A 20,718-nucleotide genomic window follows, 5' to 3' on the forward strand; every position below is an offset into this window, starting at 1 on the left:
GACATCCTTACACTATTTAACCCTCTTTATACCTAAGCATTGTTACTCTGCCACCACCTAAACATGGGCAAGTTTATGCTTTCGCGCCCTACGCCAAACCGACTAATTAGTCTAAAATTGGCGCGAAATGACAGGAGAGGTTAATGGGTTTTTTTTCTAAGTTACTACAACGTTTGACGGGATCATCCTCCCAAAATTCTGCACCTGTGCAGTCACAACAGAATCGTGCTGAATACGCACACGGCGAGATGGAGAGCTATGATGCCGTCATCACGCGCTATGGCGATTCCACTGAAGTACAGTTCCAAGAGCAAGTCGCTAAAGCCTTGCGCAACAAAGGTATCGCGCAAAGTGAGCGTGGCGACTACCAAGCTGCATTGAACACCTTCAATGACGTTGTGACACGTTTTGGTGAGTCCACCGAACCCGTCTTGCAAGAGTTGCTAGCTCGAACCCTTCTGAGCCGCGCTACGGCACAAGACGAACACGGCGACCCTCACGCTGAAATGGCTACCTACGACGAAATAGTTCGCCGCTTTGGTGCGTCGGATACCCCAATGCTGGCAAGCTTGGCCGCTAGATCCCTGTTAAATAAAGGTATCACTCTAGGCCAACTGGAAGACCCCAAAGCCGAGATGGTTGTTTACGATGAGATCGTCAGTCGTTACGGTGACTCCGATGAGCTGCTACTGCAGCAATGGGTTGCCCGTGCCTTGATGAACAAAGGTATTACTCAGGGTCAACAAGACGACTCTCAGGCCGAAATTGTTACTTACGACGAACTGTCCAAGCGTTTTGGTGCATCCGATGACGAAGTCCTGCAAGATCAAGTCGCTAGAGCCGTTGTCAACAAAGGTATTACGCAAGGCATGCTGGACGATCACGAAGGCGCCATTGTGACCTTTGATGGTCTGATTGCGCGTTACGGTTCTTTTGACACAGAAGAGCTGCAAGATCAAATCGGTAAAGCACTGGTTAACAAAGCGGTTGCGCTGGATCAGTTGGGTCGTCATGACGAAGAAATCGCCGTGTACGACGAAATCATTCGCCGCTTTGGTGATTCCACTCTACCAAACATGCAAGAGCGTGTAGCGAAATCATTGCTGAACAAAGGCATTACACAAGCCCAAGCCGATGATTTCCAAGATGCGCTGAAAACCTACGACACCCTGATTAACCGTTACGATGCGTCTGCTTCTATTGACGTGCAAGAGCGTATCGCCAGCGCGATGCTGAACAAAGCACTGCTGTACGATCAACGCGATGAGCACGACAAAGAAGTAGAAACCTACGATGAAATTATTCGTCGTTTCAGCAACTCTGAGTCCACTTACATCCAAGAGCGTGTTGGTCGATCCATGATCAATAAAGCCATGGTAATGGACCAAAGCGGCGATCACCGCAAAGAAATGGCGCTGTACGATGAAGTGATCCAACGCTACAGTGGTTCCCCAGAACAAGCACTACAAGAATTTGTCGCCCGATCCCTGATGAACAGCGGTATTACGCTGGATGACATGGGTGATCTAAAAGGTGCAATTCGCAGCTACGACGAGCTAATCAAACGCTTTGGTGATTCTACCGACGAGAACCTGCAAGAGTTTGTAGCTAAAGCGCTGGTTAACAAAGGTGCAGTACAAGGTAGACTGGGCTCTGCCTAATCTACGCAACGCTATTGCACGGTGGGCGTAACGCCCACCCACAAAAAATGGCCGATATCAAGCCTTTCGTGCAAACCATGCGGGGCTTGAAATCATATACGGGGCAATAGGTTAGCTCTGTGTAGTGCCGCTTGCAGGGAATGCGGCGTTGTGGACCAGGAGCCACATAAGAGCCTTGGGAAAGTAAGCGAGGTCGCACTGTAGCGGCGTCGATTGCAAAAGGAGGCTGGCTTGTTTGTGGTCATCATAGCCCGTTCTCCCACCCTATAAAACAAAGACCACACCGAACTGACAGGGACGATGGATGTTGGTTTCCACTCAAAGCAGAAGTTCAAAAAAATAAGAATCTAGAGCAGTTTTAAAGGGGTGACGCCGACATTAGCCGCTGCCTGTCCATTATATATTACTAACCATGTTTAACGCAGGAGAGGTTTTGTGGCGATAACAAATAGTACAGTTTCCAAGCTATTTGGTTTGGCAGCTGGGCGATGCAGCATATGCAAGGAGCCAGTCGTTAAGCGACGTGTAAAGATTGGCGAGATGGCTCACATTATCGCCAAGAACACTGGCGGGCCACGTGGCGATCTGCCATTCATAGGGCGTAGAGACGACTACGAGAATCTTATTCTTTTATGCCCTAATCACCATACAGAAGTCGATAACGATGAAGCCAACTACCCTCCAGAAAAGTTACATCGCTTGAAGAACGAACATGAACACTATGTTGACCAAGTCTTCAAGCGTCAAACGCAAGCGCGATCCATGGATGTTGGTGCACTTATAGGGTTGATGCGATACCTGCCTCTTACCCAGATGTATTCTTTGGTGGACGGCTTACCTGCAAGATTCAGCATGAAACTCTTCTCAGTCGAAGATGTTTGTGAGAACTTTGGCAAAGACTTTCCGCACTGCCGTCCTTTCTATGACCCACACTTGGAAAGCCATTTTTATGGATTCTGGTCTGATCTTTGCCATTTGAATAACTACATTAGGACTGCAAGCTATGATGGAAGGCCGCTATATGACACTGCTGACAATGGAGATTTTAATAACCTATATATATCTAGGGCGCTGACCTATGAGCAGCGGCAAGAAGTTGATCAGGACGTGAGTGAGCGCTTGGATAAGCTCATCAAAAGCTCCAGCGATTTATTGCAGTTTTTAAAATACAACTATCAGGATGTTCATCTAGCTTCATTTATTGGGTGGTAAAAAACGCCTCATCGTGCCACTATAATGATTGAGCCGCAAAGCTGCTGGTGCAGCACTGGAGCCTAAATGGAAATTCAACTTGAAAAAGCTTTTCGGGAAGCTGCACATGCAGCAGACCGTGCTGTGAGCGCAGCTATGGCGAAGTACGCCTCTGGATATATTACGGATGAGGACGATATCACGGGTGCTCTGATAGGTCGGCTGGACGCAGCTTTTGATGAAAATATTGGCGGCGTCAACTGGTCTTCATCCATTCTGCGGCACCGCAAAGGTGTGGCTGCACAAGAGAAGAAGACCGGTGCAGACATGCTGTTTCATGTGTCGATCGAGACGCCACAGCTTACTTACTCCAAAGGGGTCCTGATTCAATCGAAGAGAGTCGATGATGGCGTTGAAATGACGGCAAGCAGTCACAAAGAACTGCTTAGTCAGTGCGACAAGATGCTGAACATCACTCCTGATTCGTTCATCTTCAACTACACGAAATCAGCAATGCGCTGTGCTTCCGCAAACAGGATTGCTGGCGCAAGTAACCGTATCTTGAACGACTCTTGCAACCTGACCTCGTATCGGTTCTTCTTGGAACTTTTCAGATGCACCACTGGAGATCGCCGCATCACTTCGGCCAAGTTTGACGATCTGCAGATACCTCAAGGCATCGCCATCAAGGGCACCATAGGGCAATAATTTTCTGAGGCAGGACACAGCGCTTCGCCCTGACACGGGTAAGGACAACACCCGGCAACAAGGGCGCAAGCGTCCCTGACGTAGCAGGCAGCCTCTTGCATGGGGCGCACGGCGGTGACGCCGACACTCATTAAGGAAGGTCTGCAAAACCTCTCTCGCTTGAGCTTCATCCAGCGCCAAGCATCCAGCACAATCCCGGCATGGATCATCAATACACCCTAGGCCTGGACCCGCTGCCCAAGAAGACCCGCAAGGAGGTCTCCCTTGAAGAGATGAATCAGGTCGTTCCCTGGGCGGCATTGGTGGCACTCATTGCCCCGTTTGCCCATGGCCCGCACCAAGCCCTCGGCGGTCGCCCGCCGTTGCCCATTGAGACCATGCTGCGCATCCACTGCCTGTAGCTGTGGTGGAACCTGAGCGATCCTACCATGGAAGAAGAACTGCACGAGCGGCCTTTGTACCGCCGCTTTGCAGACCTCGATGACACAGCACGCATGCCCGATGAGACCACCATCCTGCGTTTTCGCCACTTGCTGGAGAAGCACCCAATTGGCACCTCAGGTGCTGGCTGCCATCAACACCAGCTTGGCCCAGCAGGGCCTGATGCTCAAGACCGACACCATCGTGGATGCCACCATCATTGCAGCGCCCAGTTCGACCAAGAACAAGAACGGTGAGCGGGATCCCGAGATGCACCAGACCAAGAGAGGCAAGCTGTGGCACTTTGGCATGAAGGCGCACATTGGCGTGGATGCCGACTCAGGGCTGGTGCACACGGTCATCGGCACGGCCGCCAACGTCAACGACGTGACGCAGGCCGCGGGCTTGCTGCATGGCAAGGAACAGCACGCCTGGGGGTGATGCGGGCTACCAGGGCTTGGACAAGCGCCAGGAGATGCAAAGGAGCAAGGCACTGTGGCTCGTGGTCATGCGCCCAGGCAAGCGCAAGACGCTCGATCCAGAGCGCGAACTGCACAGGCTGCTGGACAAGGCCGAGCGGCTTAAAGCCAGCGTTCGGGGTGATCAAGCAGCAGTTTGGGTACGCCAAGGTGCGCTACCGGGGATTGGAGAAGAACACGGCGCGTCTCACGATGCTGTTTGCGCTGGGCAATCTATGGATGGCCAGAAGGCGCATCATGGTGCTGCAGGGGTAGGTGCGCCTGCGGGGTTCCAAAGTGACATCGGCGAGGCCAAAACTGGCTTGCAAACCGCGCAAGACGGGTGTAAACAAGCCGGTTGCTCAGGCATCAGGCGAGCCCGTGTGCACTACCGGGCTGCGCTGGTCTGACAAACGGGATTTTGCAGACCTTCCTTAACCGTTGGAATCTTAGGTAAATACCAAATTAAATTCCGCTGTATCTGTTAAGCCAGTTTTCTTCAAGCCTAGCTGAAAATGACTCATAGTCCTCATCAAAAACTTTGTGACCTCTAAAAATCCCTGATTTAAAGAATTTCACAATATCCTCTTGTGATTTGTTTATCTGAAAATCGTTTATTCCGGCAACTTTAGATATATATATGGCACATACATCGTATGTGATTGCAAGCACGCTTGCCGCAATTTCCCCTCGACGATTGAGGTTTTCATGTATTTCGGAAGGAATGTCAGCGGAGTGAACGACGCGATTTCTTATGGAATTTAATAGCTTTAGCCTATCCCTTTCTTCCTTGTCTGGCTCTTGCGAGAGCAAGCCTTGAGATATTAGGAAGGAGCGAAGTTTCATTAATGCTGATGGAGCAAAAATCCCTGATATTCGCGGCAAAACATCATTTGCAATAGAAGAGTTCTTAAGGCTGTCACGAATAACAGCTTCGATTTTCTTCCGAGTTTCACGTATCGCGTCTTGCTCATCCTCTCTGTAGGTCTGTCCCTCGCTCTTAAACCATTTCGTAGAGATAGTGTCCAGCGCAGCACTGGCATAGCATATTTTTCCAATCATGTCGTTTGTTGAATTGGAGTTAACCATCGCCCACAACACGGGAAACATGCCTTCTCGATGGAGTGAACTCACACCAGGCCAATTGGGACCGGCCGTGAGAAAGTAGTTCCTGCCGACAACAGACTCACCATAGTGCCCTCCTTCAAGGCCACTCATCTCCGATTCCTGAAAGACTCGGCGCCCCGTTAGAAACGACAGTAAAAGACAAAGATCGCCAATCTCATCGGAAACAAGGGGATTGTTGCGAGCATCAATGTCCTCGGACTTTGAATAGATGCGACGAACAGTTGCCGTTTTTAATATCCTACCAACTTTCGCTGGGGTTTTTGAAACAACGGGCTTGCCTTGCGGACTCCACGTCAATTTAGTGATGGCGCGCCGCGACAACTTGGCGGCTGCATTGATATTCGTCTGCGATATTTTGATCTCAAACGGATTTAATCGAATGGTTGTGGGCTTATCGAAGCCATGATCGAAGTTGTATAGGGAAAAAGTTTTTGAATATTTCATGTGCCATAACATTCCAAGAAAGATGCAAAATCTTACGACCGAAATGCTTGAGTTGGGAATGCTTCATGCCGTGCGTGTGCCCCCCTCGCCGCCGCCCCGAAGGCGGCGAAGGGGCGTTCTGGCTTTGTGCCTTGAAACCGGGGCTCTCGGTGGTGGTGAAGGTCAGGCAGCAAGTGCGTGGGCCTGCTGGGGTGATCTTACAAAGGAAGCCGGGCACCATGGTGTCCCGTAGTTCGATGGCCTTATCTTGAGGTTGTGCCGCATCGACTGCGGACTTGGTGGGCTTGATTTTCACCATAATGACTCCTCGGAAAGCCCGGTTTCCAAGAGCCGCATGGGAGCCAGGCGAGGGAAAGCCGGGTCAAGTTTCGGAAAGCACCGGCATACATTGAACTCGCCTAAGTGATTGATAAACCTGCTGTATCGAGCTTTGGCGTAGTCCAGCGAATTGCGGTACTGGAGTCATCGTGAAACAAAAAAGGCCAGAAAAATTCCTGGCCTTTTTTTGACTGTAGCCGCTGTGGCTACTTCATCCAAGCTTATTCGCTTTGGTTGATGTCAGCCAATGCGCTCACCACTACGTCGGAGCATTTAGCTTGTTCGCTCAGCCATTTTTGAACAGCTGCACGGTCATCTTCGCTTGGGGAGTCGTAACGGCCAGCAGCCACTACAAAACCACCGAAGGATGTGCTGTTTACACCGCCACCCAACAACAGGTTACGGTCTTCGATAAAAGCGGTGAAAGATTCCACCAGCGCATCGATTTCTGTTTCGCTTTCCATTGCTAGCGTGCAAGAGAATTCAAATCCCAGTACGACGAATTCACCGGTGTACAGTTTTTTTCTCAAGCGTCTGCTGCGTTGTTTTGCCATCTTTATACCTTTGCCTTAGCAATTTACATGGTATGGGCCATACGGCACTATGCACACACGCCCACTCATCCCGCTATTACACCACACCCGGCAAGCGTAGCGCCATCTTCAAGCCGCCTAGCTCTGATCGCTCAGCCTGTATGCTGCCTTGGTACAACTCCGCCATTTCAGCCACGATATGCAGCCCTAAGCCAGAACCGGGGGTTTGACTATCCAACCTCACACCACGCTTAAAGGCAGCAATGCTTTCTTCGGCTGATAAGCCTGGGCCGTCGTCTTCCACCAGAAACACCACACACTGACCATCTGCCCTAGCCTGTATACGCACCTGTGTAGTCGCCCATTTGCAGGCGTTATCAATCAAATTGCCCAGCATCTCGTGCAAGTCTTGCTCCTCACCTTTGAAGGACAAATCCGGCGGTGATACCTGTGCATGAATATCCAGCTTGCGCTCCATATACAAACGCTGCATAGTGCGCACCATGGCGGCAACCACTGGTTCTACTGGCGTATGCAGTCCGCTGGCCTGCATGGCTGCAGCGGCTCGTGCTCGTGCCAAATGGTAGTCTATTTGCCTACGAGCTATAGCGACCTGCTCACTCACTAACGCCCCCAGCGCCCCTGAGTCGTTGTGTGCGGCGTTCTCCAGAATACTTAATGGTGTCTTGATGGCATGCGCCAAATTACCTGCTTGGGTGCGGGCACGCTGTACGATTTCGGTATTGGTGGTGAGCACGGCATTGAACTCATCCACCAAAGGTTGCACTTCGCTAGGAAACTCCCCTTCTAACTGTGACGCTGTGCCCTTACGCACCAACGCTAGCTTTTGGCGCAGTCTGGCCAACGGACGCAATCCACCAGCTATCAACGCTATAGATGCCACACCCATACCCAATGCCAGTGCCCCTAGGGCTACGCTTAGCATGGTGGTGAAGTGCGCTAAGGGTTCGTTCAATAACCCCTGATCCGCCGCCACCATCAGGCGCCAATTCTGATGCGCTTCGTCTTCGTCAGTTAGCTGTATACGACGCGATAACACGTCTAAGGTTTCTAACGTGGGAGAGTCATAGGAGTACAGTGTGTCGCGCTTGCCATCCTCACGTTCAGGGCCTGCAGGTAGCACCTGATCCCACAACGAACGCGAACGCAGCACCCCAGCTTGTTTAATCTGGCCTGAGGCATCTACTACATCCACCTGCCAGTACAAGCCAGACAAAGGCTGATCTAGCCTAGGATCGCTTAAGGGAACGACTAATACAGGTTCGTCATCTTCTACCGAAAAAGCACCAGTGAGTTGGTTCAGGTGCAGATCCATTTCGTTTCTGAACTGCTGCGAAGCATGCTGTACAAACAGTTGCTGCAACGCCCAACCAGCGACGGCTACCGACACCACAATCCACATCAGGCTCCCCACCAACATGCGAAAGCGCAGGGATTGCACCCGTTTTGTCTGGGGAGGTGGAGAATGATTAGGCGTCATCAGTCATTGCCAATCGGTAGCCCATGCCGCGCACCGTTTCAATAAAGCCGTCAGGTAACTTGCGGCGCAACCTAGCAATAAACACATCAATGGTGTTGGAGTCTCTGTCGCCATCCTGTGCATAAATCGCGTCTATCAACGACGAGCGTGACACCACCTCGCCGGGTTGGCGCATCAACACTTCCAGCACTTTATATTCATGACTGGTTAGGCTTAACGGCTGCTCACTCACCAACACGCGACCACTGACGGTATCCATAACCACCGGGCCACATTGCCACTGCGCACTGGCATGCGTTCCTGCGCGTCGATTCAGTGCGCGTAAACGCGCTAGCAGCTCTTCCATGTGAAAAGGTTTAGTCAGATAGTCATCCGCGCCTGCATCGATACCCGCGACTTTTTCATACCAGTGATCCCGAGCGGTCAATATCAGCACAGGCATCGTTAGGCCTTCGGCACGCCAGCGCTTCAATACGCTGATACCGTCCATGACCGGCAAGCCTAAATCCAATACCACCGCATCAAAATGTTCCACGCTGCCCAGATAATGCCCTTGCTCGCCATCGGCTGCTTTATCCACAACATGGCCAGCGGCTTGCAGCGCCGTCACCAATTGCGCTTGTAAGGTAGGTTCATCTTCTACGACCAGAATACGCATCCGTTCCTCTGCTTGTATTGATTACTTGCTTTTAACCTTCAACACCTCGCCTGTGCGAGCATCCAGAACCAGCTTCAGCCGTTGCCCTGAAGCCTGTAACACTTTGATCTCATAGACCAACTGGCCGTCTTCGTGCTCCAGCTCTACTTCTACCACTTGGCCAGGATAATCGTTTTCCACCGTATCCAACAAACTACGTAACGGCATGATCTCGCCTGCCTCTACCGCACGGCGCGCACGTTCATGGTCAGACCTACTGGCGTCGGCTGGCCCAGCCATCATCGCAAGCCCCACACTACCTGCCACAACCAGGGCGGCTACTTTTTTGCTCAATAGGTGATTCCACATAGTTACCTCTGCCAGCACAAAGCGTGAATAGACCCTAGTTATACCGTCTGTAACATGAACGGAATATGAACAAGCGCTTCAGAATAGGTTCATGCGGGTTGGCGCAAACTGCTCAACATGAATTCCATTTTTAGGAATTTTTCTTCACGTTGACGACTAGGAGTCTACCTTATGAAAACCCGCCACGCTGTTATCACTAGTGTTTTGTGTTCCGCTCTGTTACTGGGCGGCGTCGCTCAAGCACAAACTACCGCCCCAGTCACTGCCCCTCAGGCTACCACCCAACAACAAACAGCACTAACCATCCGCGATGTGTACGACCTGCTGGAAAAACAAGGCTACCAAAACATCCGCGAAATTGAACGTGAACGCCGTCACTTTGATGTCAAAGCCGATGACGCCCAAGGCCAACGCATGAAACTGCGTATGGATCTACACACCGGTGACATAGTACGCAGCCGTTTTGATGACTAAGCCTGATTAGCTCAGCCTCTACAGGGGCTGAGCCCCACCCTTGAACACCTACTGGAGAATAAACATGATTGGGACACGCAAGGCCTTAGTTGCATTTAGTGGCGCGTTTGGCCTCGCCTGGGTAGTGGAACTGATGCTTGCCAGCCCGCTGGCAGGAGACAACCTGTGGATTCTGCGACAACAAACGCTGTACCTCACAGGGGTTTTATCCATTGCATTGATGTCTCTGTCCATGTTTCTCGCCGCACGGCCTGCATGGTTAGAAAAGCCTTTAGGTGGCTTAGACCGCATGTATGCCCTACACAAACAAAGCAGCATTTGGGCCATTATCATGGCCGCTGCACACTGGCTGAGCAAATTAGCCAGCGGCCCCCTACGCGACCTCATTGGTACCGAAAACCGTCCTGCACGCGATAGTGTGCTTTACGGTATGGAAAGCCTACGTGGCATTGCCAAAGACATGGGTGAATGGACGCTGTACCTACTGTTCGGCATGTTGCTACTCAGCTTATGGAAACGGTTTCCTTATCGCCCTTGGCGACTGCTGCACCGTAGCATGCCTGTGCTGTACTTGGTACTGGTGTTTCACACCATTGCACTAAGCCCTATGCGTTACTGGCTGCAACCCTTAGGTGTGATGTTGCTGGTCATGATGGCAGCGGGGAGTTGGGCCGCCCTACGTGCACTAAGCAACCGTATTGGCCAACAGAAAAAACATGACGGTGTAGTGCAATCTGTGACCCAGCACGATGATTTGGTAGAAGTGCAATGTAAGGTGGATAGCAACTGGCAGCACCAAGCAGGTCAATTCGCGTTGGTTACCTTTGATGCTAAAGAAAGTTCACACCCATTCACGATTTCTAGCGCCTGTATGCCCGGCACTGGTTTAGTCAGCTTTCACATCAAAGCCTTAGGTGACTACACCGCTACCTTGGCAAACTCAGTACAAGCTGGCCAAACCGTAACTATTGAAGGCCCTTATGGCTGCTTTAACACCCAACATGCCGACGACCGTTACGAACAAGTATGGGTAGCAGGTGGTATAGGTCTTACCCCTTTCTTAGCTATGTTGCAGCAACGTCAGCAGCACGCTCCTGACACACGCACACCAGTACACATGCACTACTGTACTCGTGATGCTGCACAAGATGCCTTACTGCCTACCTTGCAACAGTTATGCGTGAAAGACGGCCATGTAGAACTGACCCTACACGATGCCGCCTGTAAGCAGCGCTTTAGCGCCCAACAACTGCCTACTGCCTCTGCTTTCCAAGTATGGTTCTGTGGCCCCAAAGGCTTACGTAGCGCGCTAAAAACGGGCATTGAATCACTGCAACTGCGCTGCAAAGGCTTTCACCACGAAATGTTTGATATGCGCTAAGGCCTTATACGCTGCCCAGCAGCAAGCGCAACGCAAACCCCACTAATACAACGCCCATCCCGCGGTCTACCCAGTAGCCACTGCGGGTAAAGCGTTGTCGTACTTGCTGATTAGAAAACAGCAAACACACCAACACAAACCACGCCGCATTCACCAAACACATCCACAACCCATACAGTGCTTGTACGGACAAGGGCGTTGTTGCTTGCACCACCGATGTAAACACCGCCAAAAAGAACAACGTCGCTTTAGGATTTGTGGCATTGGTCATAAAACCAATCCAAAACGAGCGTGAGGCACTCTGCCCTGCATCTTCAGGTTTGCAATCTGGGTCCAGCGCATCCGGCGATGCAGGTTTGCTACGCAAGAAGTTAATCCCTAAATACAGCAAATACGCGCCCCCAATAAACTTGGCTGCGGTCATTAACCACGGCGTGGTATGCATCAAGGCGCTCACCCCTATGAGGGTGTACAGCACATGCACGGAAATACCTGCCCCAATACCTAAGGCTGTAAAAACCCCCGCACGTCGGCCAAAGCGCACACTTTGTCTAATGGTGATGGCGAAGTCTGGCCCAGGAGCCAACACTGCCAAGAAGTGAATCAGCGCTAATCCTAAAAATTCCTGCCAATATGTTGCCAACATGCTCAACTCGTACCTGTGGGGATTCAAGGTGATTATTGTAGCCACCTCTTAGTGCTGCGATAATCATCCAAAATATCAAATAATTATTTCCCCATGAGCACAAATCAATTACTGCCTTTACTGGCTGAAATGGCGATATTTGTTAGGGTGGTAGAGGTAGGCAGTTTTTCCGAAGCTGCTCGCCAGCTAGGTTCTACGCCTTCGGCTGTCAGCCGCGCTATTGCACGGTTAGAAAAAGCGTTGGGTAATCGCTTGCTACAACGCACCACCCGAAAGCTGCGCTTAAGCGATACTGGCAAAGCAGTGTACGCCCACTGCCAAGACATGTTGCATGCGGCCCAAGCGGCCATTGAAGTATCTGGTCATCATCATGAAGAGCCGTATGGGCAATTGCGCTTAAGCGTTCCTAAAGCCGTAGGCCATTTTCTGATTCACCCACATATTCCGGAGTTTCTGGCGCGTTACCCCAAGGTGGATATTTCCATGCGCTTGGATGATCGCTATGTAGACCTGATTGATGACGAAGTAGACCTAGCCATACGCATCACCAATCAACCGCCTCCGGGGTTGATGGGTCGCCCCTTGCTGTCTATTGAGCATCTGCTTTGTGCCACGCCAGAATATCTAGACCAACATGGCACACCACAGCACCCGCACGACCTTAAGCAACACAGTTGTATTTACTTGGGTGAAGAACCCAGTGACTCACGCTGGAAATTCACTCAAGGCAATAAGCAACTTACCGTACAAGTGCAGGGACGCTATGCTGCCAACCATACCGGTGTGCGTTTAGATGCCGTGCTACAAAATCTGGGCATAGGTAGCTTACCTTTTTTCACCGCGCGACAGGCTTTGGCAACAGGCCGTATTGTGCCTGTACTGCCTGAGTGGAATTTCAAAACCAATTACAGCGGGATGGCATGGGCGCTGTATCCACCCACCCGACATTTACCCTCTAAACTACGGGCCTTCTTAGAATTTCTCTCAGACCGTCTAGAACACTAGTAGTCCCCACATAAAGTGCCTCATAATAGAAGCTTGGCCTTTTTACACCGCATCTTGCATGAAACGTTCCCATATAGAGCAGCTGAAACAGCGTGCTAAACAATTTCACCAGCACCAACCTTTGCCATTACAGCAGGGGCTGTACAACCTGCAGCGCCTAGGCCGTTCCAGCGATGCCTTCACGTATGAGGCCAATGTCACCTTTGTACAAAATGACTACCGTGTGTATGTGCACTGGGAGCACCCTCGCCTGCGCTACATGCGTCTGGTAGAAGAACTCGCATGGCAGCAGCTACAGCATCAGCCTACGTTGGAACAAGAGTTATGGATTGCCGATAACAGTGCCAACTACCGCAACCTTAGCCTGTCATCACACCAGCTGTTAAGCTGGTCTCCTGCCTCACACGAAGCCAGACAAGCCTTCTACCAAGAGCTTAGCCAAAAGATTCAAGAAGTAGGCCCAGACACCGACTTCCATATACGCCCTGAGCTGCGTAGCTATTGGACCGCACAAGGTCGCGTGGTAGATCTGTGTTGCCCCATCGAAGTGCGTAATACCCACGACTTGCACGCGCTTACCGCCTTGGTCAAACAACTGCTACAAGGCCAGCAAAACCTCACAAGCCTGTACGCTGATGCCGACTACACCCAAGCGGACTGGGCGCGTGAATTTACATCCCCCACTTCGGCTACCACGCCTATAATGCCTGAGTGACTGTTTGATAACGCTGCTCAAGCGTGACATCTGATGGATGAACTCGTGCTGCAAGGCCAGCAAAAATGGCCTAATGTCCCGCATACTTATGGCTACCTGGCGCTTTCTGCACAGGGTAATTGGCATCTTTATGCTGCCCCCCATTCTGCACCTGATTTTGCGGCATCCAGCCGCGTCACATCGCCGGCTTTGCAGCACTTCATTGAGCGCAATTATGCGGCAGATGAGCGAGGTTGCTGGTACTTCCAAAATGGCCCGCAGCGCGTGTATGTGATGCTAGAAAAAGCACCTTTGCTGCTACGTTTGAATGCAGCCCTACAACTGTGCAGCCATACTCACCACATTATTGAACACACCTCGGCGTGGTATATCACCGATCTGGGTGAACTTTATCTGCAAAGCCCTGAGGGGTGTGGCCTGATTGCCGGCAGAGATCTACCCGCGCTTGCAGAACAATTACGTCTTAGCGATGACATGTCATTGCTGGACTATCTGGAACATCACGATCCCCACACCCTGCATGGCAAAACGTTACAGTACCACTGTGCAATGTTCGCCATACCGCAAAGTGCTACGGTGTACTACACTCAGGATCACGATCTGCCCGGGCTATCCGGCTTTGTTAGGCTCCCTGCCCCCACCCCTATCACAGACCAATCATCATTATGAGCAGCCCCTCTCCCGATTTTTATTTCCCCGTTCCACGCAGTCAAAAATATTGCAGTCAATGCGCCCATCCCCTGACACAAATGGTGCCTCCGGGGGATAACCGTCTGCGTGACGTATGTGAAAAATGCGGGGCTGTGCATTATCAAAACCCACGCAACGTCGTGGGCGTATTGCCTATTTGGGATGGCAAAATTTTGCTGTGCAAACGGGCCATTGAGCCGCGTTATGGGTTGTGGACCTTACCCGCTGGCTTTATGGAGCTCAGTGAAACCACCGCAGAAGGGGCGTTGCGGGAAACAGATGAAGAGGCAGGCGCATCCGTAGAATTAAGCAAACTGTACACGGTGATTGATGTACCGCACGCCGAACAAGTGCACTTTTACTACTTGGGTAATTTGCGCAGTCCTGAACTGAACCCCGGGCCAGAAACGCTGGAAACCATGTTTGTCACCCCCGACGAGATCCCTTGGGATGAGTTGGCGTTCCGCACTGTTCGCACCACCTTAGAACACTACTGCAACGATGTGAAGCGTGGCCGCTTTGACTCCCACTTCTACGCGCTGGAAACCCCTTTCCACGTACGCTAAGTCATGAGCACTCTGGCGCTGCTGTCCCCCCATAGCCCTTTTCCTCCTGTGGAAGCCGCCTTGCCAGGCGGTTTACTGGCTGTGGGTGCAGATTTAAGTCTGCAACGCCTGATTACCGCTTATCAACAGGGCATCTTTCCGTGGTTTAGCGAAGGCGACCCTATCTTGTGGTGGAGTCCTGATCCACGCATGGTACTGGCTACTGAGCACTTTAAGCTGTCGCGCTCTTTAGGCAAAAAATGTCGACAAATCGCTAGGCAAGAACAAGCGCCCAACGCCTCTATACAAGTACATACCGATCGTAGTTTTAGCGATGTCATACGACATTGCTCCGAAACACGTGCCGAAGAAGGTACGTGGATTACACAAGACATTATGGATGCCTACGAACGTATGCATCACGCTGGTTACGCCCACAGTGTAGAAACCTGGGTAGATGGCCAACTGGTAGGTGGGCTGTATGGTATTTGCATGGGCCGCTTCTTTTTTGGTGAGTCTATGTTTGCCCTGCAAACAGATGCCAGCAAAATTGCCCTGTATTATTTGGTGCAATTTTTACGTGCCAATCAGGTGCCCTACATAGATTGCCAGCAAGAAACCGCCCACTTGGCTAGCCTCGGCGCTGCCGCAATGCCTAGGGCTGACTTTGTGCACCTGCTACAACAAGGGCAGCGTCATGCCGCACCAACGTGGCATCAAGGCCAACTGCTGCACGATGGTGTGCTATGTTCAACATTCCAGCCTTTAGCAGACCAGAGCGCCCTATGATGCATGCGCCAGACCCCACCATACAGCCCCTGCAGTTTTACACCACAGCGCCTTACATTTGCAGTTACCTGCCTAAACGACAAGCACGTTCCAAGGTTGCGGTTCCTGCCGATGCCATTAGCCCCAGCACGTATTCACAGTTGATGGATCAGGGCTTTAGACGTAGTGGCACATTTGTATATAAACCCAACTGCCAACAATGTAAGGCCTGCACGTCGTTACGCATTGATGTGCAGAACTTTAAGGCGGACCGTACTCAGCGCCGTGCGTGGAAACGTCTGCAGCACCTGAGTGTGCAATTGCTGCCACTGGAATGGAACGAAGAGCACTACTTGCTGTATCGCGACTATCAGGCACAACGCCACGACTTGCATCAAGACGACCACGAGGTGCGTGCGCAGTATGCCCAGTTTTTATTGTCCAGTCAGGTAGAATCCCGCCTAGTTGAGTTCCGTGACCCCGATACGCATGAGCTAAAAATTGTGGCGCTTTGCGATATGCTCGACCAAGGGCTCTCTGCGGTCTATACTTTTTTTTCGCCAGACTCTACAGAGAGTCTGGGAACTTATGCCATACTTTGGCAAATACATTTCTGTCAATCTTTGGGGCTGCCTTGGCTGTATCTAGGCTACTGGATTGAGCAGAGCCGAAAAATGGCCTATAAGACCCGATTTACTCCCTACCAACTTTTACAAAACGGGAGTTGGTCGGCCCCCCAACCCTAGTTCTTTGTGCCTATGTCTCTACTATTCAAAAGTTACGCTGCTGTTCGCCCACTTCTGTTTTCCATGGATGCAGAGCAGGCCCACAACTTTACTTTGCAGCGCTTGAGTACTCTGCACCAGAACCCGGTTACTCAACGCCTACTACCTAAACCGCCTGAAGGTAAACCTATTCAACTGATGGGGCTGACCTGTAGGAATCCGGTAGGTTTGGCTGCCGGTTTGGACAAAAACGGTGCACACATTGATGCGCTAGCAAGCTTGGGCTTTGGTTTTGTAGAGGTAGGTACAGTGACCCCTCTAGCGCAGCCAGGCAACCCACAGCCTCGTCTATTCCGCTTACCTGAGCGTCAAGCGCTGATCAACCGTTTTGGTTTTAACAACGACGGTTTGGATACCTTTTTAAGTAACGTCAAACGCAGCAACTGGCGTAAACAAGGCGGTATTCTGGGGCTGAACATTGGTAAAAATGCCAGCACACCTATTGAAGCGGCCGTGGATGATTACCTTAAAGGCTTGGTAGGCGTCTACCCCGAAGCGGACTACATCACCGTCAACATCTCGTCGCCCAACACACAAAACCTGCGTGCGCTACAAGCGGCTGACGAACTCAGCAGTCTGCTACGTGCCTTGTCTGAAAAGCGTAAAGAGCTTAGCGACCAGCATCAGCGTTATGTGCCTATCGCGGTCAAAATCGCACCCGATTTGAACCAAGAGCAAATTGCTGCGATTGCTGACAGTCTGCGTGAAAACGGTATTGATGGCGTGATTGCTACCAACACCACACTAAGCCGTGAAACCGTAGAAGGTTTGCCGCATTCGGACGAGCAAGGCGGCTTATCTGGCCCGCCAGTACATGCTCTGTCGTTGTCGGTGATTCGTGGCCTACGTCGCCAACTGGGCGATGACTTCCCCATTATTGGGGTAGGTGGTATTCAATCCGCACACGATGCGCAAGACAAACTCGATGCCGGTGCTAACGCCGTGCAACTGTACACTGGCTTGATCTACCGTGGCCCCGCATTGATTCACGAATGCATACGCGCCCTGAAAGACTAACGCTATAGTCTCTCACGTCACACTAGGCAGAGTCGCATACGCGCTCTGCCTTTTTCTTTGCCTGCTGCCTTGCAGCTTCTTGGCTCCCCAGCGACAATACATGCATACCGTATGTAAGGAGAACACAATGGCCAGACGTACCCGCGCCGAAATGGAAGAAACCCGCCAACAGCTCATCACATCGGCCAGGCAAGCTTTTAGTGAGCACGGCTATGCCAACACGTCTATGGATGAGCTAACCGCTCAGGCAGGCTTTACACGCGGTGCGTTATACCATCACTTCGGGGACAAGAAAGGCTTGCTACAAGCAGTAGTAGAGCAAATAGACGCCGAAATGGATGCACGTCTACAGGCTATTTCCAGCAATGCTGACGATGCATGGGAAGGTTTTTGCGCCCGCTGCCGTGGTTATTTGGAAATGGCTTTAGAGCCTGAAATACAGCGCATTGTGCTACGCGATGCCAAATCAGTATTAGGTGGAGCCACACCCGAATCTCAACGCCATTGCATCAGCTCTATGCAAAGCCTAATCCAAAATCTGATCACGCACGGCACAGTTAGCTCGGTAGACCCGCAAGCACTGGCATCATTGATTTACGGCAGCTTGGCCGAAGCGGCCTTTTGGATTGCCGATGGTGAAGATGGCAACGCCAGACTTGGCCAAAGCATCGTCGCACTCGACTTACTCTTACGTGGTCTACGCGCACACTAGACACACATCAGACAAAAAAATCCCCCGAACCTGTCGGGGGAAAATATACAACGCAGATGAGGTACTGGCAGCCTATTGGCTGCCATGCAGCGTGTTAGGCTGGTGTGGAAGCAGCGCGTGTTGCACGGCTTACCGTTTTCTCTACAGCTTCAGCAGCTTTTTCTGTGGCTTTAACAGCGGCGTTACGAGCAGCAGTGATATTGGAATCAACCACATCGCTTACTTGGCGGCCAGCTTTAACCATGCTGTCAGCCACGTGAGTGGAGTTCAGCACAGCAGTTTTCAACACAGCAAAGAAGCTTTCGCTACCGGCTGGAGCATTTTTCTCGGCTTGCTCGATCAGCTGGCTAACTTGCTGTTGGTTTTGGTTGATTTGAGCTTCTGTCAGGTTGCCCAGATCACGTTGCAGACCAGCAATGATGTCAAACACTTGCTGACTGTAGTTCAGTGCGCCTTCAGCGGAAGGTTGCAACAATGTAGTAGCGAAGGAAGAAGCTTGCTCTGGGTTTTTCAAGCTAGCAACTTGTTGGCTTTTTTCAGCCAGATTTTCCAAAGAAGATTTGAACACTGTCAGGTTCAAATCAATCAGCGCTTCAAAACCGGCAAACATGCGATTTTGTGCTGCAACCAAATTATCTAAATTGGCTTTGCCTGTGGCGATGAATTGCTGTTGTGGGGTGCTCATGTCGTTAACCTCTGGTGGAGTAAAGTGTAAGGAGACAACTTACGAGGAAGGCTGACCGTTAACGCTACCCTACGGTTACCCTCATGCTGCAATGCAACATAACAATCATTTTACATCTTACGCCACTGCGGTCAAGTACATACGACCAAATAGTTGGTTTGCATGCACAACAGAGAGCTTTTTATTATCAGTACGTTATATAGATATAAAAAAACCGGACTACGTTTTACGGTGTCCGGTTATTGTTTAGTGACCATGTCCCAAGGCATGCGAAATGGTTTTGGCCGTGCTCATTAATACAGGTATCCAGTCGTCACGCATGCGCTCGGCCGGAGCTGATAACGATAAGCCTGCTCGCAGTTTACCCGTATCGTCGTAAATCCCAGCAGCTATGCAACGCACACCTAATTCTAGTTCTTCATTATCCCGCGCATAACCATGTCGTCGTACCAACGCTAGCTCGCGATCCAGGTCTTCGATTTGCGTAATACTATTGCGTGTCGTGCCTGATAAGCCTGTGCGCATGACGTAAGCACGCACTTGACGACTTTCCCAAGTAGACAAAAACAATTTGCCTGTAGAGGTTAAATGCAAAGGGGCATGACCACCAATAGCGCGCACTACCTGCATGCCAGAGTTCTCGCTCCACGCACGCTCTACATACACAATTTCGTCTGCTTGCTGCAAAGACAGGTTTACCGTTTGTCCGGTGATACGATGCAACTCGCGCATAGGTTCTAACGCTACCGCTCGTACGTCCAAGCGACCTTTTACCAACGAGCCTAATTCCAGCAAACGCATACCCAAACGGTATAAGCCGCTATCCACACGCTCTACATACCGCCCTACTACCAAATCATTCAGAATTCGGTGGGCAGTAGAGGTGTGCAGGCCAGTAGCCTTGGAAAGATCTTTAAGGGGAACAGGTTCGGATTGGCGGGCCAATTCATCCAGAAGGATCATGGCGCGCTCCAGTACTTGAATGGTGATTACACCTGAACCAAACGGAGAACTGGAGGAAGGATTAGTAGCTGGTCGTGACATAAGATTATTTGATGCAGCGCAACATTCCCATATTATGGAAATGTATCAACTAAAGCAAGTCATTTTAGGAAGCGGAGAGCTCACCACCCAAACGCTCTACCTCTAGCCGTAGAAACTGCAATGCAGCCGCGGCTGCTTGAGCTTCGCCTTTCACACCCAGTTCTATATGGGGGCGACCACCGGCCTCACCGACGCTAGGCAAGCTAAACACTTTGATGCCCGGCCATTGTTGCTCCACCGACTCCAATGCTGGTGTGATGCGAGACTCAGGCAAACCAAAGGCCAAAAAGGAATATTCCATGCTGGGCTGTCGGTGCTGTAACGCGCTGTAGCGGGTATCCAGCGTCCATTTCATCATGGGCCATGCCATCACCGGAAAACCGGGCATGAAGGTATGGTTCTGAATGAAAAACCCGGGGATTTTATTGAATGGGTTAGGGACGATTTCTGCCCCTTCTGGAAACACACCCATCTGCAAACGCTGCTGGTTTTCAGGGTGGTTAGGATCAGCACTGCCTTTACCAGCGGCGGCCATTTCTTGGCTACGCTCGTTAATCAGCGCAGCAGCCTCGGGGTGCAACTGTAGTGGCACACCTAATGCACGCGCGGCTGATTGACGAGTTTGGTCATCGGGCGTTGCACCAATACCGCCACAACAGAACACAATATCGGGCGTCGCAAAACTACGGCGCAAGGTTTCTTCTATGTGTGCGGGATCATCAGAAATGATTTCTGCGCCACTGAGTCGCATGCCACGCTGTGCCAACATCTCTACCAAGCTTGAGAAATGCTTGTCTTGACGTCGTCCAGAAAGAATTTCATCGCCAATAATAATCAGGCGAATTCGTTGTTGCTCTGCCATGCCGTACGCTATCCCATCAAT

The 20,718-nt window shown here is 51.2% G+C and carries 22 protein-coding genes and 2 pseudogenes; 14 read left to right on the top strand and 10 right to left on the bottom strand.

Features of this window, described 5'->3' with window-relative positions; all coding sequences use genetic code 11:
- Positions 1-143 precede the first annotated feature (143 nt).
- From ACLPHM_RS07560 to ACLPHM_RS07575, 4 genes and pseudogenes are all read left to right on the top strand, one after another.
- Positions 144-1,661: a tetratricopeptide repeat protein gene (locus ACLPHM_RS07560; RefSeq protein WP_430220615.1), complete on the top strand. Its 1,518-nt coding sequence runs from the start codon at positions 144-146 to the stop codon at positions 1,659-1,661.
- Positions 1,662-2,096: 435 nt separating this feature from the next.
- Entirely contained in the window at positions 2,097-2,873 is a 777-nt protein-coding gene (locus tag ACLPHM_RS07565; RefSeq protein WP_430220616.1) for an HNH endonuclease signature motif containing protein, read from the top strand.
- A 66-nt stretch (positions 2,874-2,939) separates the two neighbouring features.
- Complete coding sequence (locus tag ACLPHM_RS07570) at positions 2,940-3,560, top strand: hypothetical protein (protein WP_430220617.1); 621 nt, start codon at positions 2,940-2,942, stop codon at positions 3,558-3,560.
- A 200-nt stretch (positions 3,561-3,760) separates the two neighbouring features.
- Positions 3,761-4,714 (top strand): annotated as a pseudogene (locus ACLPHM_RS07575) (IS5 family transposase).
- Positions 4,715-4,903: 189 nt separating this feature from the next.
- Here ACLPHM_RS07575 and ACLPHM_RS07580 read toward each other — a convergent pair.
- The 6 genes and pseudogenes from ACLPHM_RS07580 to ACLPHM_RS07605 form a co-directional block, all read right to left on the bottom strand.
- Positions 4,904-6,010: a hypothetical protein gene (locus tag ACLPHM_RS07580; RefSeq protein ID WP_430220618.1), complete on the bottom strand. Its 1,107-nt coding sequence runs from the start codon at positions 6,008-6,010 to the stop codon at positions 4,904-4,906.
- A gap of 151 nt (positions 6,011-6,161) precedes the next feature.
- Positions 6,162-6,308, bottom strand: a pseudogene (locus tag ACLPHM_RS07585) (integrase); the annotation flags it as partial.
- Positions 6,309-6,549: 241 nt separating this feature from the next.
- Positions 6,550-6,882 carry a YggL 50S ribosome-binding family protein gene (locus ACLPHM_RS07590; RefSeq protein ID WP_430220619.1) on the bottom strand — a complete coding sequence of 111 codons (333 nt, stop codon included), beginning with the start codon at positions 6,880-6,882 and terminating at the stop codon, positions 6,550-6,552.
- Positions 6,883-6,958: 76 nt separating this feature from the next.
- Positions 6,959-8,362 (bottom strand): ATP-binding protein, encoded by a 1,404-nt coding sequence (locus ACLPHM_RS07595; protein ID WP_430220620.1) that lies wholly within the window; start codon positions 8,360-8,362, stop codon positions 6,959-6,961.
- Entirely contained in the window at positions 8,352-9,020 is a 669-nt protein-coding gene (locus ACLPHM_RS07600) for a response regulator transcription factor (protein WP_430220621.1), read from the bottom strand. The genes ACLPHM_RS07595 and ACLPHM_RS07600 overlap by 11 nt, the downstream gene beginning before the upstream one ends.
- 21 nt (positions 9,021-9,041) lie before the next feature.
- Positions 9,042-9,353 (bottom strand): PepSY domain-containing protein, encoded by a 312-nt coding sequence (locus ACLPHM_RS07605; RefSeq protein WP_430220622.1) that lies wholly within the window; start codon positions 9,351-9,353, stop codon positions 9,042-9,044.
- 186 nt (positions 9,354-9,539) lie between these two features.
- Here ACLPHM_RS07605 and ACLPHM_RS07610 point away from each other — a divergent pair, with 186 nt between their 5' ends.
- The gene (locus ACLPHM_RS07610) at positions 9,540-9,842 is read left to right on the top strand and encodes a PepSY domain-containing protein (protein ID WP_430220623.1); all 303 of its coding nucleotides are present in this window, start codon (positions 9,540-9,542) and stop codon (positions 9,840-9,842) included.
- A 64-nt stretch (positions 9,843-9,906) separates the two neighbouring features.
- Positions 9,907-11,223 carry a ferredoxin reductase family protein gene (locus tag ACLPHM_RS07615; RefSeq protein ID WP_430220624.1) on the top strand — a complete coding sequence of 439 codons (1,317 nt, stop codon included), beginning with the start codon at positions 9,907-9,909 and terminating at the stop codon, positions 11,221-11,223.
- Between the two features lie 4 nt (positions 11,224-11,227).
- Here ACLPHM_RS07615 and ACLPHM_RS07620 read toward each other — a convergent pair whose 3' ends face one another.
- On the bottom strand, positions 11,228-11,869 hold the full coding sequence (locus ACLPHM_RS07620) for a LysE family translocator (protein ID WP_430220625.1): 642 nt from the start codon (positions 11,867-11,869) through the stop codon (positions 11,228-11,230).
- 93 nt (positions 11,870-11,962) lie between these two features.
- Here ACLPHM_RS07620 and ACLPHM_RS07625 point away from each other — a divergent pair, with 93 nt between their 5' ends.
- The 8 genes from ACLPHM_RS07625 to ACLPHM_RS07660 all read left to right on the top strand — a co-directional run bounded on the left by ACLPHM_RS07625 (position 11,963) and on the right by ACLPHM_RS07660 (position 18,106).
- Positions 11,963-12,874 (top strand): LysR family transcriptional regulator, encoded by a 912-nt coding sequence (locus tag ACLPHM_RS07625; protein ID WP_430220626.1) that lies wholly within the window; start codon positions 11,963-11,965, stop codon positions 12,872-12,874.
- 58 nt (positions 12,875-12,932) lie between these two features.
- On the top strand, positions 12,933-13,589 hold the full coding sequence (locus ACLPHM_RS07630; protein ID WP_430220627.1) for a hypothetical protein: 657 nt from the start codon (positions 12,933-12,935) through the stop codon (positions 13,587-13,589).
- A gap of 33 nt (positions 13,590-13,622) precedes the next feature.
- Entirely contained in the window at positions 13,623-14,258 is a 636-nt protein-coding gene (locus tag ACLPHM_RS07635) for a DUF2946 family protein (protein WP_430220628.1), read from the top strand.
- The gene (locus ACLPHM_RS07640; RefSeq protein WP_430220629.1) at positions 14,255-14,845 is read left to right on the top strand and encodes an NUDIX hydrolase; all 591 of its coding nucleotides are present in this window, start codon (positions 14,255-14,257) and stop codon (positions 14,843-14,845) included. Before ACLPHM_RS07635 ends, ACLPHM_RS07640 begins: the two co-directional genes overlap by 4 nt.
- Positions 14,846-14,848: 3 nt before the next feature.
- Positions 14,849-15,613, top strand: coding sequence for a leucyl/phenylalanyl-tRNA--protein transferase (aat, locus tag ACLPHM_RS07645; protein WP_430220630.1), 765 nt, complete (start codon positions 14,849-14,851; stop codon positions 15,611-15,613).
- The gene (locus ACLPHM_RS07650; RefSeq protein ID WP_430220768.1) at positions 15,610-16,338 is read left to right on the top strand and encodes an arginyltransferase; all 729 of its coding nucleotides are present in this window, start codon (positions 15,610-15,612) and stop codon (positions 16,336-16,338) included. The genes aat and ACLPHM_RS07650 overlap by 4 nt, the downstream gene beginning before the upstream one ends.
- A gap of 12 nt (positions 16,339-16,350) precedes the next feature.
- The gene (locus ACLPHM_RS07655; RefSeq protein WP_430220631.1) at positions 16,351-17,394 is read left to right on the top strand and encodes a quinone-dependent dihydroorotate dehydrogenase; all 1,044 of its coding nucleotides are present in this window, start codon (positions 16,351-16,353) and stop codon (positions 17,392-17,394) included.
- A 127-nt stretch (positions 17,395-17,521) separates the two neighbouring features.
- Positions 17,522-18,106 carry a TetR/AcrR family transcriptional regulator gene (locus tag ACLPHM_RS07660; RefSeq protein WP_430220632.1) on the top strand — a complete coding sequence of 195 codons (585 nt, stop codon included), beginning with the start codon at positions 17,522-17,524 and terminating at the stop codon, positions 18,104-18,106.
- 94 nt (positions 18,107-18,200) lie between these two features.
- Here ACLPHM_RS07660 and phaP read toward each other — a convergent pair whose 3' ends face one another.
- The 3 genes from phaP to ACLPHM_RS07675 all read right to left on the bottom strand — a co-directional run bounded on the left by phaP (position 18,201) and on the right by ACLPHM_RS07675 (position 20,697).
- On the bottom strand, positions 18,201-18,791 hold the full coding sequence (phaP, locus tag ACLPHM_RS07665) for a TIGR01841 family phasin (RefSeq protein WP_430220633.1): 591 nt from the start codon (positions 18,789-18,791) through the stop codon (positions 18,201-18,203).
- Between the two features lie 246 nt (positions 18,792-19,037).
- Positions 19,038-19,835 (bottom strand): IclR family transcriptional regulator, encoded by a 798-nt coding sequence (locus tag ACLPHM_RS07670; RefSeq protein ID WP_430220634.1) that lies wholly within the window; start codon positions 19,833-19,835, stop codon positions 19,038-19,040.
- A gap of 64 nt (positions 19,836-19,899) precedes the next feature.
- Positions 19,900-20,697: a competence/damage-inducible protein A gene (locus ACLPHM_RS07675; protein WP_430220635.1), complete on the bottom strand. Its 798-nt coding sequence runs from the start codon at positions 20,695-20,697 to the stop codon at positions 19,900-19,902.
- Positions 20,698-20,718: the final 21 nt, after the last annotated feature.

Source organism: Paenalcaligenes sp. Me131 (assembly GCF_050487225.1).
In the GTDB taxonomy this organism is placed as follows: domain Bacteria; phylum Pseudomonadota; class Gammaproteobacteria; order Burkholderiales; family Burkholderiaceae_B; genus Paenalcaligenes.

Bases quoted from the DNA above. Each gene is read 5' to 3' on its own strand.
- ACLPHM_RS07560 (WP_430220615.1), top strand. From the start codon at position 144: ATGGGTTTTTTTTCTAAGTTACTACAACGTTTGACGGGATCATCCTCC.
- ACLPHM_RS07570 (WP_430220617.1), top strand. From the start codon at position 2,940: ATGGAAATTCAACTTGAAAAAGCTTTTCGGGAAGCTGCACATGCAGCA.
- ACLPHM_RS07580 (WP_430220618.1), bottom strand. From the start codon at position 6,010: ATGAAATATTCAAAAACTTTTTCCCTATACAACTTCGATCATGGCTTC.
- ACLPHM_RS07590 (WP_430220619.1), bottom strand. From the start codon at position 6,882: ATGGCAAAACAACGCAGCAGACGCTTGAGAAAAAAACTGTACACCGGT.
- ACLPHM_RS07595 (WP_430220620.1), bottom strand. From the start codon at position 8,362: ATGACGCCTAATCATTCTCCACCTCCCCAGACAAAACGGGTGCAATCC.
- ACLPHM_RS07600 (WP_430220621.1), bottom strand. From the start codon at position 9,020: ATGCGTATTCTGGTCGTAGAAGATGAACCTACCTTACAAGCGCAATTG.
- ACLPHM_RS07610 (WP_430220623.1), top strand. From the start codon at position 9,540: ATGAAAACCCGCCACGCTGTTATCACTAGTGTTTTGTGTTCCGCTCTG.
- ACLPHM_RS07615 (WP_430220624.1), top strand. From the start codon at position 9,907: ATGATTGGGACACGCAAGGCCTTAGTTGCATTTAGTGGCGCGTTTGGC.
- ACLPHM_RS07620 (WP_430220625.1), bottom strand. From the start codon at position 11,869: ATGTTGGCAACATATTGGCAGGAATTTTTAGGATTAGCGCTGATTCAC.
- ACLPHM_RS07625 (WP_430220626.1), top strand. From the start codon at position 11,963: ATGAGCACAAATCAATTACTGCCTTTACTGGCTGAAATGGCGATATTT.
- ACLPHM_RS07630 (WP_430220627.1), top strand. From the start codon at position 12,933: ATGAAACGTTCCCATATAGAGCAGCTGAAACAGCGTGCTAAACAATTT.
- ACLPHM_RS07635 (WP_430220628.1), top strand. From the start codon at position 13,623: ATGGATGAACTCGTGCTGCAAGGCCAGCAAAAATGGCCTAATGTCCCG.
- ACLPHM_RS07640 (WP_430220629.1), top strand. From the start codon at position 14,255: ATGAGCAGCCCCTCTCCCGATTTTTATTTCCCCGTTCCACGCAGTCAA.
- aat (WP_430220630.1), top strand. From the start codon at position 14,849: ATGAGCACTCTGGCGCTGCTGTCCCCCCATAGCCCTTTTCCTCCTGTG.
- ACLPHM_RS07650 (WP_430220768.1), top strand. From the start codon at position 15,610: ATGATGCATGCGCCAGACCCCACCATACAGCCCCTGCAGTTTTACACC.
- ACLPHM_RS07655 (WP_430220631.1), top strand. From the start codon at position 16,351: ATGTCTCTACTATTCAAAAGTTACGCTGCTGTTCGCCCACTTCTGTTT.
- ACLPHM_RS07660 (WP_430220632.1), top strand. From the start codon at position 17,522: ATGGCCAGACGTACCCGCGCCGAAATGGAAGAAACCCGCCAACAGCTC.
- phaP (WP_430220633.1), bottom strand. From the start codon at position 18,791: ATGAGCACCCCACAACAGCAATTCATCGCCACAGGCAAAGCCAATTTA.
- ACLPHM_RS07670 (WP_430220634.1), bottom strand. From the start codon at position 19,835: ATGTCACGACCAGCTACTAATCCTTCCTCCAGTTCTCCGTTTGGTTCA.
- ACLPHM_RS07675 (WP_430220635.1), bottom strand. From the start codon at position 20,697: ATGGCAGAGCAACAACGAATTCGCCTGATTATTATTGGCGATGAAATT.